Below are 13,390 nucleotides of genomic sequence, written 5' to 3' on the forward strand. Positions count from 1 at the left end.
TTTGATTACAGCCTGGTACTTCTCCTCAAGCCCTTCGGACCTCACCTCGCGGTGAGCGCCCTGCCCTCTGGGTATTACCCAGCCCCCAAGGCATTACCCCCGGGTTTGGATATGAGCCCCCTAGTCCAGGACTCAGTGGGACTTTAACCCACCTGACAGCTACGCTGCCATGCGCACACTACGGACTCATCTGCCACCCTGCACCACGTGTTCCCTCCCTTACGTTTCCGCTTGTTTGGGCTTACCTACTGATAGCAGGATGATACAGGGCTTCCCCGGTAAAGTCTGCTTGCCTGAACTTGAACTCATCCGTCCTAACTCACCAGGTCTACTAGCTTTCGGGCTTTCCCACTTCTTGCAAGGTTACCCATCTGATGAGCCAACTTCGGTATCGCTTGCGCTATGTTCCAAGTTCCCCCATCGGCTTCCTCCGGACCCCACCGTTACCAGTGGCGCCCTTGCTTACAGGTTGTCTTCCCGCTAGTTAGGTGACAGGGTTTCTTTCAACCCATCGGCCCGGCAGACATGCCGGGTGAACAAGAAAAGAGCCCGATGAAGGCTCTTGATGAAGGCTCTTAAAGTACTTCTCTTAAAAAAACCTCCCTCTCCTGAACAATAATTCCCTAATTAATAATATAGCAATTAAATCCCTTAAAAATCTTCTTCTAAAAAAAGGCCCAACGAATCCGGGACCGACAAACCCAGGTCCTACAAACCCTGGCCCGACAAATTGGCGCTGCATGGGTTGAACATCATCATCTCTAATCCCATAGTTAATTGTTACGGTATTATATATTTGGTCAGCCATTTGTTCAACAACTGCTCTACTAGGAGACGGGTACATATAAGGATTTGTTGGAATATCGTGCATCTCGCACATTCTTCTTACTATCGGATGCACACAATGATAAATATCCGGAAACATCGACTCCAAGGCCTCTACACGTTCAGCAGACACATTAATTTCACCCGGAGACAAATTATCTGGCATAATGGACCACCCTTTCAAAGAACCCTTTTATCCATCTTATGCCAATTAATAATATTCGTTCCACGATTAATAAATTATTCTTTAGCGTAATCCCGGCGCTCAATAATGGCACAGAAAAGCACCCCTCGGGATACTAAATATTAATTGGTAATTTATATCCGTATCTTATATAAAGCCAGATACATCCAACAACTATCAATGCCATTATGATAAACTTGATTAACCCTTTAAATACTCTAACAACTATAAAGAACAGTAATAATGGTACGATAACGTACAAAAGTGATGTTAAATCCAACAAGAATCCCTCCCATTTTTCTTCATAAAGAACTTCGACAAGATATTACATAATAAAAGAGCCCGGAGGCTCTTCTGCTCACACTTCATTTCTTGAATAAAGATTTCAATTGCGATTCCCGGACGGCTAATTCATTAATCTTAACTTAACACTTAAGCGTTTAAGCATTGCTTTATTTCTTCAGCAATTATTTCAATATCAACATTTCCACCGTCGGAGTATATACTTTTACATTCCACCCTATACTCGGGAATTGTTTCCGCCGCTTCCTTTACCCTGAATAAAGGAGATAGAGCTGTATATTCAATCACATCTTTAGTATATTTATATTCAGCTCTCATGATTATGGTTTTTGCAAACAGCTTAAGCAAATCTTCATTGTTATCGCCGCGAATTAAATCCATTTGGAGTTTAAACTTACCAATTCTATTTATTAGATCGCTCATAAATAAAACCTCGTCTACTCTTAGTATCAATAATACATGTTAATGATATTTCAGATTTGTAAATTTGTCAAGTAATGGTTAGCCTCCTTGAGAATATTGAGTGATACTACCCTAAAAAAACTTTTCTTCTCGTATAAGCAAAATAGGAATGTTTCGATATATTTTGAAAGGAGAGATTGTGATGGAATCCTTTCAGAAGTTTGCAAATAATTATCCATGGTTTATTCTTATAGTAATAGCTTGGTGCGTTACTCTTAAGGGAATTACTTTATGGCTTGCTGCCAGAAGGGGCCAACTGATCTGGTTTATCACACTAATTATTATAAATACCATAGGTATTTTGGAAATTTTATATTTAATCAGTATACGTAAGAAAAGCTCAAATTTTAATGGAAATCTTGTTAAAATTTCCTCCCCAAGCTTTTGGGGAAATGTTAGTGTGGCTAAACAGAAATAGCCAAAAGCAGCATGACTTTTGGCTAGAACATATATTTCCGCATATTAACGCATAATCCCCGTGGGAAAACCATCATTCAAATACTAACCTTCAACCGACTCGGCGATGGGTGAATTAATACACCCTATTTACTTATAAGTACTTGTAAGCAAAAACCAGAGCCAATAATATTACCGCGAATACTAATACAGCACCCGTCCAATTTTTTGCCTTCCGACTCAAATGCATGGCCTTTAAATTCGCCTCTGAGACAACAGGTTTAGGTATCATATTTAAAATGAATTCAGCCACAAACGGAATGAGGACCATATCATCGACGTAACCGAGTCCGGGAAAAATAAAGTCGGGAAGGAGGTCGATGGGACTTATAATATAGGCAGCCAGCAGCATGACCAATGCTTTTGCCTGCCAGGGGACTCGCGGGTCTTTGCTTGCATAATAAAGTATAAATATATCAGATTTCAATCTTTTGATCCAATGCCATAAACTTTTCAATAAAGATCACCTTATGTTATATTCGATATCTATAATTTCGGGCTGATACTAATTGAAATCTCCTGTGTCTAATTTCCAGATGACTTCCCCTCTGGCAGGAATCCTTATACCATTAAACTCCTTATGTTCTGGCAATCACACCCACTGAAAACATTTTACCATCATCCGGGATAAATTGCCGGTTTAACTAGAACATATTTTGTCCACTTCATACCGGGTATAAGTCCCGTCCTATCGAATATTTTAAAAGAATATGATTTGTGACAAAGATTGAATGTTATAATTTGGGGAGGTTAAATTAATGAAAGAAAACTTGTAGCGCTTTGGTATTCAGAGAAATAAAAAGTAAACCTTTTATTGTTGAGGTTGCAGGATGATAAACTTGTTAATTGGATTGGCGGCGGGATTCTTCGGAGGGCTTGTGGGTCTCGGCGGTGGGGTGATAATGATCCCGCTTATGGTTGGCATCTTGAAAATCGGTCAGCACAAAGCCCACGGCACAAGCCTTGTGGCACTTGTCTTCACCGGAATATCGGGGGCTTTCACTTATGCCTTAAACGGTTCAATGGATATATGGGCCTCGGCCCTTTTAGCGTCCACCGCCATATTTACCGCCCGGGCGGGTGCGCGTTTTGCCAATGCCCTTCCCGAATGGAAGCTCAAGAGGTCCTTCGGCGGTTTTATAATCCTGGTTTCCCTAATTCTGCTCCTGAAACCTTACCTGTACCATGTTTCCGAGCCTGCCACAGGATGGCTGGAAATGCTGGTCCTCTTATCGACGGGGATTTTCACCGGCTTTCTCTCCGGGATGATGGGGGTCGGTGGAGGCACGATCATGGTCCCTTCCATGGTGCTGCTCATCGGGTTTACCCAGTTTACCGCCCAGGGCTGTTCCCTCCTCGCCATGGTCCCGGTGGGAATTGTAGGCGCTTATACCCACTGGCGTTTGGGAAACGTTAACACGAGTATATTACCGGGATTAATACCGGGCATTCTTTTAGGAACGTACCTGGGGGGCTCCCTGGCACATATCATGACTGAAGAAGCTTTGCGCGTTATCTTCGCCGCCGTTCTAATCTGGACAGGGGTAAGGTATTTAAGAGCACCCAAGCCTCAGCCTGACGTAAAATCAATTCCAGCCGAAAAAGAGGACCGAAGCTAAAATTTCATGCGCCACAACTATAACGGCCGTTGTGGCGCATTCTGGTAATCGGACACTTATTCCTTCAAGCTTCACTCATTTAAATAACGTCCGTTCCCGCGGGTACTTCCGAAGGAATACCGGCAAGACGCTCAGCTAACTTGTTCCATGTGCTTCTTGTTAAAAAGCTGCCTGGAATGTTGGCCTCCATTTCCAGGAAACGCTTGTAGGGCACGGTGAAGGTGACCTGACCAGGGTCGATGAAGGGGCGGGCGGAAGGATCCATCATGCCGACCACAGCCCGTGGGTTCTCACTTTGCGCCTCGTTGTAAGGAATGATGAAGATCCCCTGGCAGCCGGAGCAATGGGGAATAGTCACGTTATTGAGATCCGGGCGGTCGTAGTTGGCCATTACCACCAAGCCGCATAACTGGTCGGCATTGACGTAGAAGGTCACCAGACAGGGTTCTTCCACAGCTGGGTCGACCTGATCCAGCGGTTTGAAGACCCGGTAGGTATACGGCAGGTCAATGATCGGCAGATTGCCGACAAAGCAGGCGGCCAATTCGGGCGTCTTGCGGTAACCTTCCCCCTCGGGGTAGCCCTCTCCCCGGCCTGTGGAAAGGAAATACTCAATGCCGCCAGTGTCACCCGCCCCACTTGCATGGAATGCATTGCCGAAACCCAGGCCCACCCCGCCGCCGCCACAACCGACGGTCTCCCGGTTGAAGACGGCGGTCTTGCCACGGGAGGCGGCTTTCAGCATGGCCATCACGCAACCCCAGCGTCCCGGCTGGAATTGCAAGGCTCCTTCCGGTTTTTCGTTGGTCAGAAGGATGGCCACAGGCTTAGTGGCTAGATGTAATTCCTTGGCCAGACGGCTTTCCATAAACTATCAACTCCTCTGTATGATCTGGTCCGACTTACTTCAATATTACCATAGATAAAGAAGAGTTCAATATGAATATAGGTGAATCATTCTGACCCGCAGTGATGGATCACCCGGAGAAGCCGGAGGAATTCCGGAAGCTAATCGAGACGGCCACGGCGCGGAATATAGCGTAGCCAAGAAGAACTGAGTTGTTTATCAGAAGGCAAATCCTTGTGTAAAAATCGTGCAGAAACATAGCGGACGGTAATATTGTGATACAGTTTACGGGCTTCCCGCCAAAATCTCCGCCATACAAAGAAGTTCATTATTACAAGCAATATTAGAGCGAGAACCTGTAGCCAGTAATTGTCCTGAAATATAAAGTTCATATACAGCCTCCTTTTTTTAGATATGATGCCCATAAATGGAGGAGATAAAACGAGGAGGCGAGAATCAGCAGATAGGAATTAATTATTTACTTGAATACCCGGAAATAATATAATGCAGGAAAATCAAAGTACAGGGGGATGAAACATGGAAGATAAAGATGTATTAAATGTTAACGATTTAGATTTATTGATAAAAGAAAAGTTAATCCCTTTTCGAGAAAGAATCATTGATTCACTTGCAAAAAAACATCCACATATCTTTTCCATGATTGACGCTTTTATATCAGGGAAAAAGAATCAGGTAGGGCTGCAAGTGGTTGAAGATGGTGAAACGGTTAGGGAATATACATTCTATTTAGAAGGTATTCGTATTTCGAAAGTTGAGCCTGGCGCTCTATCATCGGAAATTCATCACCCGTTATTAGGAGTTGTTAAGCCATATGGAGTTATTGAAAGAACTGTTTTAGCAAAGATGCTTAACGATGAACAAAGTTTTATAGATGAACCTTTTTCAACAATAGCAAGGTTTTTACCCAATATTACAATAAAGTTTTTGCTCTAAAAAACCACTAAACTTTACGCCGGAGCCTGTTAGCCTGTAAAAATAGGCAAGGGAATTCGCTATAAAATATGAAAATCCCTTGCCTTTAAATTCAACTATTCTTCCCGTTTTTCACTCAACTGGGATAAGTACCCGTCACTATCTACTTTCCCCTCAGCCGGTTCAGGACAGTGGCGAACTCTTCATTGCCGGGGCTCCACGGATCTGAAGCGGAACTTCTCCCCCGGTACCGGTTAATTACCGCCGCGAACAAAGACCAGACCAATTTCTCAGCAGGTAAGTGGGCGGATGTGAGCAGACCATCGGTCTTTATGTCAACATCTGCGTCCCTGGTCAGATGCACCTCAACCTGATAAGCGCCCAGCTTTTCCCTGATTTTTCAGGCTATATCGAAAGCAAGATCCTTTTCCATAAGACCGAAACCAACCCCCCCCCCGAATCGGTCCCGCCATGACCGGGATACCAATTGCACTAAGCTAAAAACCAGGATCACCCCCAGAAAAAATGAGGTTCGCGCGTATTATTAATTAAACCAATAACAAAGGAGGTTTCGATTTGAAGAAAAGGTTAGTAGTGCTATCGATGGTTTTTCTTATTGTCTTTGCCACGTCGGGAAGTGCTTTGGCAAAAGACAAGCGGGGTAATCAACAACAATTGAACCAATCGTGGTTACAGAATCTCAACACCGTACAACATGACAAAGAAAATGATAATGAGGACAACTCTCAACAGATCCAGGTGTTTTTCTTTGATGTGCCAGATAACCATTGGGCAAGCAAAGCGATTAAAAACATGAGGAAACTAGGCGTAATTTGTGGAGACCCGGACGGAAACTTCTATCCTGAGCGTACGGTGACAAGAGCCGAATTTGCGAAAATGCTGGTTCTGTCACTAAACCTTCCGCTAGACCAGGGGACAGTTCAGACCTTCACCGACATACCAGCTAATTTCTGGGGCTATAAATACATAGAGGCAGCCCAGAATTATTTAACTGGTTATCTAAATTCAAATGGTCAACTTTCTTATCAACCCCAAGCTCCCGCAGTCAGGGAGGATATCATCGTCGCTTTAGTCAAAGGATTGGGATTGGGAAGTGAACAGCCCGACTATTCCGTGTTATCGAATTTCGTAGATGCGGATCAGATCTCCAACAACTTGAAAGGTTATGTCGCCATCGCAGTTAAGCATAACCTGGTAAAAGGCAGCTTAGGTCTAAATGGCCAGTATTATCTTAACCCGCAGGGTAAATTAACCAGGGCTGAGGCCGCCGCGTTCCTGGACAGGATTATTCAAAACAATAAGGTTGTAGTCGGCGACAACCAGGGCGATAAAGTCATAATCGGACAGCAACCAGGTACCCAACAGGCGCCGGTACTGAACACGGCAACCGTCAACGGGGCAATACTGACCCTTAACTATAATGAGAGCCTTGACACCAACTCCGTTCCTTCCGGCAGTGACTTCAGCGTTGTGGTAAACGGAACCGTACAGGCCGCACCAGCCGGAGTTACAGTTTCCGGCAGCAATGTAACCATAGTGATGTACCAGACGGTACCGGCCGGCAGCACGGTAACCTTAAGCTATACGCCGGGTACGCACCCGATCCGGGATCTGACCGGTTATAACGCCTCCGCATTGGTTAACTACCAGGTGAGCAACGGTAACGCAACTTCGGATACGACCCCGCCGACATGGCTGCAAAGTAGCGTCTTAAGCGTTTCCAACCTGTCAGGGACCGGGTTAACTCTGACTTGGCCCCAGGCAACGGATAATGTCGGTGTGACAGCATACCGCATTTACGAAAACGGCAGCCTGCTGACCACGCTAAACGGCGCAACCACGACTTACAACGTCACCGGGCTTACCGCAGGCACACAGTACACTTTCCAGGTACAGGCGGGCGACGCTGCCGGTAACTGGAGCACATCCGTAAGCACGTCAGTGACGACAACTGCGCTTACTGACACCCAGGCCCCGGCCTGGCCGGCCGGCAGCGCTTTGACTGCCTCAAGCGTGACCCAGAACAGCCTGACCCTGACCTGGCCCCAGGCAACGGACAACGTCGGTGTGAATGCTTACCGGATTTACCAGGACGGCAGCCTAACTACGCTAAACGGCGCAACCACGACTTACAACGTCACCGGGCTTACCGCAGGCACACAGTACACTTTCCAGGTGCAGGCGGGCGACGCTGCCGGTAACTGGAGCACATCCGTAAGCACGTCAGTGACGACAACTGCGCTTACTGACACCCAGGCCCCGGCCTGGCCGGCCGGCAGCGCTTTGACTGCCTCAAGCGTGACCCAGAACAGCCTGACCCTGACCTGGCTCCAGGCAACGGATAATGTCGGTGTGACAGCATACCGCATTTACGAGAACGGCAGCCTGCTGGCCACGGTTTCGGGATCTGTTAATTCGTATAACGTTGTGGGACTCACAGCAAATACCGCTCATACTTTTAGGGTGGATGCAGGAGATGCGGCGGGGAACTGGGCCACTGGTCCAAGTCTGAACGCTGCCACCATCTAACTCATCCTTGCCAACCCCATACACGGGCTTGCATTAAAAATACCTCCATATGGAGGTATTTTTAATGCAAGGAGGCTACCATGTTATAGCCCCGGCAATCTCTTATTCATTGTTGCTGCCGGCGAAATTCCAGGTAGGAAAAGACTATTGGAATTATCGCGGCCGCACCCAGAGAAATACCCATAATCACAGCTCCCGCGATGCCGCCGGACAGCGCCGCCACCAGTCCGATCAAGCCAGCCACCACCCAAAGCCGGGCGGCCAGTCGGTGAGTCTTCCGCCAAACCACTTCGTTGGCCAACGTCCATGGGGTTTTAATACCTACAAAGTAATTTTGCCTGATCTGCCCCATAAAATTGCCCATCACTATAATCAACAGAGCAACACCAGTCATAACCACTCGCCCCACGGGCATCTGGTATCCCCGCGCGTCCGCCACTATGACAATATACAAACCGGTCATAAACACTACCAAAGCTGCCCTTAACAGTCTGTATGCGCCGGCGAATTTCTGGTAATTCTGTTTTCTGGGGTCGATTAGAGGCAGCAATACCATCATGATATATATTGCGGCAGTCATTATTGGAATTCCGAAAGCTCCCCAAAACCGGGAAGAATATCTATCCACCTCACCCCTCAGGTTCCAGTGACTGGCCACCTGTTCCGGTAAATGCGGGTAGAAGATCAAGCCCGCGATTAAAGTCCCTATGATAATTAACAACAGCGGCCACTCTTCCTTTATGGAAATAACACAACCGCCTTTTTTATCCCGGTTAATCACTTTATTCATCCTTCCTTCCGTTCCATAATCTCGGAAAACCAGCCCATCATCTCCTGAAACACGGTCATGTTCAACGAGTAGTAAATATACTGCCCCTGGCGCTCGTCTATCACCAGCCGGGACTGTTTCAGGATATTCAAATGATGGGAGATGCTCGGCTTGGAAATATTAAATTGCTCCGCGATTTCCCCGGCTGTCATATCCCGCTCCCGCAGCAGCTTGAGTATCTTCCTGCGCGTCGGGTCAGCCAGGGCTTTGAAAGTCGCGCTAACCAAATCTCCGCCTCCTTTTAATTCGATATTTAGACAAATATCTAAATATTAATATACACCTTAATGCAATCCTCGACAAGCCTTTTAAGCTTATCAAAAAAAATAATTTTTTTCCTCGCAAAAATTTTTCCAACCATGTAGGAGATATATCAATTAATATTGAAAAGTAATTGAAGCAACTGTTGGATCTACGACCGGGGGATGGTGCTTTATAGAAGACTTTAAAAAGAGAGTGATCCTGGCGGTACTTGTTCTCACAGCCATTTTTTTGGTTGGGACGATAGGTTACCGTACCATCAGCAATGGAGAATCCAGTTGGACCGACTGCGCCTACATGACCTTGATCACCCTCGCTTCAGTAGGATACGGAGAGATCACCGTTCATTCCGACACCGGCGGCGGCAGGGTTTTCACGATGTTCATGATAGTTTGCGGAATCAGCGTATATCTTTATTTTTTATCAACTATCACAGCCTTCCTCGTTGAGGGAGATCTACTAAAAAATTTCTGGAGAAAAAAGATGGATAAAGTCATTCAGGAGTTAAATGGACATTATATTCTTTGCGGCATTGGTGAAACCGGCATTCATATTACTCGCGAATTCATTGAAACAAAGCGTAAGATTGTAGTGGTGGAAAAAAATTCCGCGCGCCTCCAGGAAGTCGGAAGTGAATTGCTGGAAAAACTGCTCTGGATCGAAGGAGATTCGACCAACGACGAAGTGCTGATTAAAGCCGGCATTAAAAGAGCAAGCGGGCTTATGGCCTGTGTGGCGGAGGACAAGGATAATCTGCTTATCACCCTGTCCGCGAGACAGCTGAATGAAAACATGCGTATTATATCCAGATGCAAAGACAGTAAAATGATTGGGAAACTGATCAAATCCGGCGCCGACTCGGTAGTATCCCCAAACTTTATCGGCGGCATGAGGATTGCCTCGGAAATGGTTCGTCCCGCCGCCGTTGGCTTTATGGACATTATGTTAAGGGACAAGGACCAGAACCTGAGAGTAGAGGAAATAGACATCCCGGACAACTCCAGAGTTATAGCCAAAACCATCGGTGAAGTTGATTTTCTTACTTTAGCCGGGCTATACCCCGTGGCTATCCAGACACCCGAGTCCAAGTGGGTTTACAACCCGTCTCCGAAATTAAAGCTACAGTCCGGCATGAAGATAATCATTATCGGAAACGCCGAGCAGAGACAGAAAATAGAGGCGATAGTTTAATTGCCATAGGGGTTATTAATCAAAAAAATTAAATAAAAAGTCAAAGTTAAAGTCAAGATCGAAGTCTTCGGGAAGGAATTGATTCTCCTTTATCTTCTGCAGCTCATAGTTGGCTATCAGTGGAGACATTTCCATTCTAATTTCTTCGAAAGCCTTATTGACTGTACTAATTTCTTTATAAAAAACCGCCGCTTCTTTACTTAAAATATCCTTTAGATATTGCACCTGTTTCAAACTCAAAAATTGCTTGTACTGTTGTGGGTTTCCGTTAACCCGAACAAATTTTTCAAAATCTCTAAATTGAGTTTTAAACTTGGCCAGGGCGTTCAGTTGCTCAAGATCTCTCATTGCTAAATTATAAGCTTCAACCGGTACCGGCATTTTATTGGCTTGTTCTTTTCCGAACTTTGCCGCTAAGTCCATTATTCTGTCACTTTTCTCACCCTGCTTTTCTAGTTCTTGCGATTTTTCCTCCATCTTCGCAAAAAAATACTCCTCTCTGCTGTGTGTGAACTTTTCTAATCTTGCCATTTGGGGATTTAGCTCTTCTATGACTTCCGGAGGAAATGACTTTTTAAAACGCAAGTATTCCCTTTGAACTAAATTCATGCGGGCGTCATTTGCCCCTCTGTGATAAGCCCGCTTCGATTTAAGGCCGTGCTCCTCGCGCAGGACATTTTCCACCTGAAATCCTCTCCAATAACAATATCGCCGCACTTGGCGCTATTGAGATATTTAAATTATTTTCCGGCCCATGTCTCCTTGCAACAATTTGGCGAGGTAGGAATAGACTTTAAGCTTATATTTCGGACTGCCCTCTATCTTTATCTTCCCGCTTTGATTGATCAGGGACTCCCATACCTGGCGCACATCGCCTTCCTGTTCCTTATTCATACCCACAGTGCTAACCGGTACGGCGCCGTCTTTCGATTTTTGGCTCATGGCTTCAGCCGTCAGTTTCTGGTGCTCAACTTCGCTGTCTTTCAGCAGTTTCATCATCATGTTGTAGTTTGGCGCCTTCGACATTTCCTGCGCCCTGAAATCATCGAACCAGGCGTATACTTCCCGGTCGATTGCATCCAGCATGTTAAACAGCTTCTGTAAGTTCCGGCCTTCTTTTTTATTGTCTTCAACGAAAATTTATGTTAAAAATAACGATGACCGCTATCTTAAGCGGTCAGTTACAACGACTGAACGTTCCATCTGTTCAGCACCCCATTTGGCAAGTTCATCAAGCACCGGCAGCAGGCTCTTTCCGGCTTCAGTTAGAGAGTATTCAACGCGAGGCGGTATCTCCATATATTGGACACGAATAATCAAGCCATTAGCTTCCAGCTCTTTTAAAGATTGCGAAAGCATCGTATTGGTTATGCCGGAAACTTTTCTTTTCAACTCGTTATACCGCAGCACCACGTTTTGTTTGAGTGCCCATATGATCGGAAGCTGCCACTTTCCTCCGATCAGGTTCAAAGCATATGCGACGGGACAGGCACTAATTTTTTCTAAAACTTCCCTATTATCATCCATGTTTAATTTTCCTATGCTCATAAAATACTGACTAAGACAGAAATAACTGAATACTTGATTTTCTATTTCTTTCTCATAAGATACTATCATAAACAAAAAAATAAAGTAAAGGAGTAAATGTTATGGATGAAATTCTAAAATTCCTGAATGATGCACCCCCAACGTTCTACATTGCCACTGTCGACGGTGATATTCCCAAGGTGCGCCCCTTCGGATTCGCTATGATTTTTGAAGGAAAGCTGTGTTTTTGCACAAACAACCAGAAGAATGTCTACAAGCAACTTAAAGCTAACCCCAATTTTGAAGTTTGCACCGATTTGAAAAAAGGCGAATGGCTGCGCTTAAAAGGTAAGGCCGTCTTCAACACCACCAAGCAATCCAAGCAAGCCGCGCTTGATGTTATGCCGATGCTCGGCAAAATGTACAGCGCTGACGATTCGATTTTTGAAATTTTTTATATCGAAGACGCGGAAGCAACGTTTTACAATATGATGGGCGCATCCAGAGCAATTAAGCTGTAGAGTCCTTTACTGAGTGACTTAAACGCCGGAGATGACAGGGAAGCTGTTGTTTTCGGCGTTTTTTTTGCATTTCCCAAGCGCAATCCTGGTTTTTATGCCTCAAAAAAAAGAAAACAGGTTAAATTACAAAATGCGTCGAAATATATCTAAATATTTGTTTACTTATAACGATAAAATATATAAGTCCATCTAGCAAGTGAGAAAGGGTAACCACAGAGCTGACGCACGAAATTGTTTATAGAGCTTACAAGATGAAAATCATCCTATAAAAAACCATATACTTTTTTGGGGGCGGTTTTTAACACTTACACTTGACTAGATTCAAGCATTATGGGAATGAAACATAAATTGTTCTCCGAAAAAAAGACAAACCGTTGGTATAAAACCTCAGTAAGTTATTACCAGGTCCTGTTCATGCATTCAGATTGTATGATTTCCCCTAATGTGTGTCAGGCGATAAGCCGAAGTTGATGGCACTCTTTACCGAGAATTTCGATTCGCTCTTTGTTTAACCAAGGACCACTGATCGTATCACGCAGGAGCCGAATGAACCCGCGAATCCCAATTTCCTGCACCTGTTCCATTAGGTCGATCGAATTTTGAGCTAATTCATTCAGCAGATGAGCCAGGTGCATGAGATAATGATACCCTTTCATGGCATTCCAGTTATGAGAGAAGATATGCGTGTATTGATACCCTTGCTCTTTTTCCTGTAATATGTCGTTTTCAATACCCCAGCGCTTCCTTCCCATCAGATTGTGTTGCTTCTCACGTAATTTGACGGTGGGATTCTCACCGTCAATGGCGTGAGAGTTGTTTTGCCAATCAGCCAAGCAAGTGAGAAATGTAACGCCACTCACATGGACCGCATATGCCATTCAT

Annotated in this window: 18 protein-coding genes; 6 read left to right on the top strand and 12 right to left on the bottom strand. The window is 45.1% G+C overall.

Annotated features, from left to right (window positions below):
• Positions 1 to 589: 589 nt before the first annotated feature.
• Positions 590 to 991: a hypothetical protein gene (locus L7E55_RS16600; RefSeq protein WP_277445466.1), complete on the bottom strand. Its 402-nt coding sequence runs from the start codon at positions 989 to 991 to the stop codon at positions 590 to 592.
• 450 nt (positions 992 to 1,441) lie between these two features.
• Positions 1,442 to 1,735 carry a hypothetical protein gene (locus L7E55_RS16605; protein ID WP_277445468.1) on the bottom strand — a complete coding sequence of 98 codons (294 nt, stop codon included), beginning with the start codon at positions 1,733 to 1,735 and terminating at the stop codon, positions 1,442 to 1,444.
• Positions 1,736 to 1,916: 181 nt separating this feature from the next.
• Between L7E55_RS16605 and L7E55_RS16610 the strand changes: the two genes are divergently transcribed.
• Positions 1,917 to 2,192 carry a DUF5652 family protein gene (locus L7E55_RS16610; RefSeq protein WP_277445469.1) on the top strand — a complete coding sequence of 92 codons (276 nt, stop codon included), beginning with the start codon at positions 1,917 to 1,919 and terminating at the stop codon, positions 2,190 to 2,192.
• Between the two features lie 132 nt (positions 2,193 to 2,324).
• On the opposite strand, the gene L7E55_RS16615 is transcribed toward L7E55_RS16610, so the two are convergent.
• Together L7E55_RS16615 and L7E55_RS17825 are read right to left on the bottom strand one after the other, a co-directional pair.
• Complete coding sequence (locus L7E55_RS16615; protein ID WP_277445470.1) at positions 2,325 to 2,687, bottom strand: YkvA family protein; 363 nt, start codon at positions 2,685 to 2,687, stop codon at positions 2,325 to 2,327.
• A 48-nt stretch (positions 2,688 to 2,735) separates the two neighbouring features.
• Entirely contained in the window at positions 2,736 to 2,822 is an 87-nt protein-coding gene (locus L7E55_RS17825; RefSeq protein WP_420852068.1) for a DUF6544 family protein, read from the bottom strand.
• A 238-nt stretch (positions 2,823 to 3,060) separates the two neighbouring features.
• Here L7E55_RS17825 and L7E55_RS16620 point away from each other — a divergent pair, with 238 nt between their 5' ends.
• Positions 3,061 to 3,849: a sulfite exporter TauE/SafE family protein gene (locus tag L7E55_RS16620; protein WP_277445471.1), complete on the top strand. Its 789-nt coding sequence runs from the start codon at positions 3,061 to 3,063 to the stop codon at positions 3,847 to 3,849.
• 79 nt (positions 3,850 to 3,928) lie between these two features.
• On the opposite strand, the gene L7E55_RS16625 is transcribed toward L7E55_RS16620, so the two are convergent.
• Entirely contained in the window at positions 3,929 to 4,717 is a 789-nt protein-coding gene (locus L7E55_RS16625; protein ID WP_277445472.1) for a DUF169 domain-containing protein, read from the bottom strand.
• A gap of 516 nt (positions 4,718 to 5,233) precedes the next feature.
• Between L7E55_RS16625 and L7E55_RS16630 the strand changes: the two genes are divergently transcribed.
• A complete protein-coding gene (locus tag L7E55_RS16630; protein ID WP_277445473.1) occupies positions 5,234 to 5,650 on the top strand; it encodes a hypothetical protein in 417 nt (138 codons plus the stop codon).
• A gap of 142 nt (positions 5,651 to 5,792) precedes the next feature.
• Here L7E55_RS16630 and L7E55_RS16635 read toward each other — a convergent pair whose 3' ends face one another.
• Positions 5,793 to 5,993: a hypothetical protein gene (locus L7E55_RS16635; RefSeq protein WP_277445474.1), complete on the bottom strand. Its 201-nt coding sequence runs from the start codon at positions 5,991 to 5,993 to the stop codon at positions 5,793 to 5,795.
• A gap of 212 nt (positions 5,994 to 6,205) precedes the next feature.
• Here L7E55_RS16635 and L7E55_RS16640 point away from each other — a divergent pair, with 212 nt between their 5' ends.
• Positions 6,206 to 8,179, top strand: coding sequence for a fibronectin type III domain-containing protein (locus L7E55_RS16640; RefSeq protein WP_277445475.1), 1,974 nt, complete (start codon positions 6,206 to 6,208; stop codon positions 8,177 to 8,179).
• A gap of 106 nt (positions 8,180 to 8,285) precedes the next feature.
• Here the strand turns inward: L7E55_RS16640 and L7E55_RS16645 are convergent, their stop codons facing one another.
• Both L7E55_RS16645 and L7E55_RS16650 read right to left on the bottom strand, forming a co-directional pair.
• A complete protein-coding gene (locus L7E55_RS16645; protein ID WP_277445476.1) occupies positions 8,286 to 8,969 on the bottom strand; it encodes an SdpI family protein in 684 nt (227 codons plus the stop codon).
• Positions 8,966 to 9,235, bottom strand: a complete 270-nt coding sequence (locus tag L7E55_RS16650) for an autorepressor SdpR family transcription factor (RefSeq protein WP_277445478.1) — start codon at positions 9,233 to 9,235, stop codon at positions 8,966 to 8,968. The genes L7E55_RS16645 and L7E55_RS16650 overlap by 4 nt, the downstream gene beginning before the upstream one ends.
• 229 nt (positions 9,236 to 9,464) lie before the next feature.
• Here L7E55_RS16650 and L7E55_RS16655 point away from each other — a divergent pair, with 229 nt between their 5' ends.
• Positions 9,465 to 10,460: a potassium channel family protein gene (locus L7E55_RS16655; RefSeq protein ID WP_277445479.1), complete on the top strand. Its 996-nt coding sequence runs from the start codon at positions 9,465 to 9,467 to the stop codon at positions 10,458 to 10,460.
• Positions 10,461 to 10,475: 15 nt separating this feature from the next.
• On the opposite strand, the gene L7E55_RS16660 is transcribed toward L7E55_RS16655, so the two are convergent.
• The 3 genes from L7E55_RS16660 to L7E55_RS16670 form a co-directional block, all read right to left on the bottom strand.
• Positions 10,476 to 11,144, bottom strand: coding sequence for a hypothetical protein (locus L7E55_RS16660; protein ID WP_277445480.1), 669 nt, complete (start codon positions 11,142 to 11,144; stop codon positions 10,476 to 10,478).
• A gap of 51 nt (positions 11,145 to 11,195) precedes the next feature.
• Entirely contained in the window at positions 11,196 to 11,546 is a 351-nt protein-coding gene (locus tag L7E55_RS16665) for a hypothetical protein (RefSeq protein WP_277445481.1), read from the bottom strand.
• Between the two features lie 78 nt (positions 11,547 to 11,624).
• On the bottom strand, positions 11,625 to 11,987 hold the full coding sequence (locus tag L7E55_RS16670; RefSeq protein WP_277445482.1) for a winged helix-turn-helix transcriptional regulator: 363 nt from the start codon (positions 11,985 to 11,987) through the stop codon (positions 11,625 to 11,627).
• A 122-nt stretch (positions 11,988 to 12,109) separates the two neighbouring features.
• Here L7E55_RS16670 and L7E55_RS16675 point away from each other — a divergent pair, with 122 nt between their 5' ends.
• Positions 12,110 to 12,508, top strand: a complete 399-nt coding sequence (locus tag L7E55_RS16675) for a pyridoxamine 5'-phosphate oxidase family protein (protein WP_277445483.1) — start codon at positions 12,110 to 12,112, stop codon at positions 12,506 to 12,508.
• Positions 12,509 to 12,957: 449 nt separating this feature from the next.
• On the opposite strand, the gene L7E55_RS16680 is transcribed toward L7E55_RS16675, so the two are convergent.
• Complete coding sequence (locus L7E55_RS16680; protein WP_277445484.1) at positions 12,958 to 13,368, bottom strand: hypothetical protein; 411 nt, start codon at positions 13,366 to 13,368, stop codon at positions 12,958 to 12,960.
• Positions 13,369 to 13,390 lie beyond the last annotated feature (22 nt).

Source organism: Pelotomaculum isophthalicicum JI, assembly GCF_029478095.1.
GTDB lineage: Bacteria > Bacillota > Desulfotomaculia > Desulfotomaculales > Pelotomaculaceae > Pelotomaculum_D > Pelotomaculum_D isophthalicicum.

Bases quoted from the DNA above. Each gene is read 5' to 3' on its own strand.
- L7E55_RS16600 (WP_277445466.1), bottom strand. From the start codon at position 991: ATGCCAGATAATTTGTCTCCGGGTGAAATTAATGTGTCTGCTGAACGT.
- L7E55_RS16605 (WP_277445468.1), bottom strand. From the start codon at position 1,735: ATGAGCGATCTAATAAATAGAATTGGTAAGTTTAAACTCCAAATGGAT.
- L7E55_RS16610 (WP_277445469.1), top strand. From the start codon at position 1,917: ATGGAATCCTTTCAGAAGTTTGCAAATAATTATCCATGGTTTATTCTT.
- L7E55_RS16620 (WP_277445471.1), top strand. From the start codon at position 3,061: ATGATAAACTTGTTAATTGGATTGGCGGCGGGATTCTTCGGAGGGCTT.
- L7E55_RS16625 (WP_277445472.1), bottom strand. From the start codon at position 4,717: ATGGAAAGCCGTCTGGCCAAGGAATTACATCTAGCCACTAAGCCTGTG.
- L7E55_RS16630 (WP_277445473.1), top strand. From the start codon at position 5,234: ATGGAAGATAAAGATGTATTAAATGTTAACGATTTAGATTTATTGATA.
- L7E55_RS16645 (WP_277445476.1), bottom strand. From the start codon at position 8,969: ATGAATAAAGTGATTAACCGGGATAAAAAAGGCGGTTGTGTTATTTCC.
- L7E55_RS16665 (WP_277445481.1), bottom strand. From the start codon at position 11,546: ATGCTGGATGCAATCGACCGGGAAGTATACGCCTGGTTCGATGATTTC.
- L7E55_RS16670 (WP_277445482.1), bottom strand. From the start codon at position 11,987: ATGGATGATAATAGGGAAGTTTTAGAAAAAATTAGTGCCTGTCCCGTC.
- L7E55_RS16675 (WP_277445483.1), top strand. From the start codon at position 12,110: ATGGATGAAATTCTAAAATTCCTGAATGATGCACCCCCAACGTTCTAC.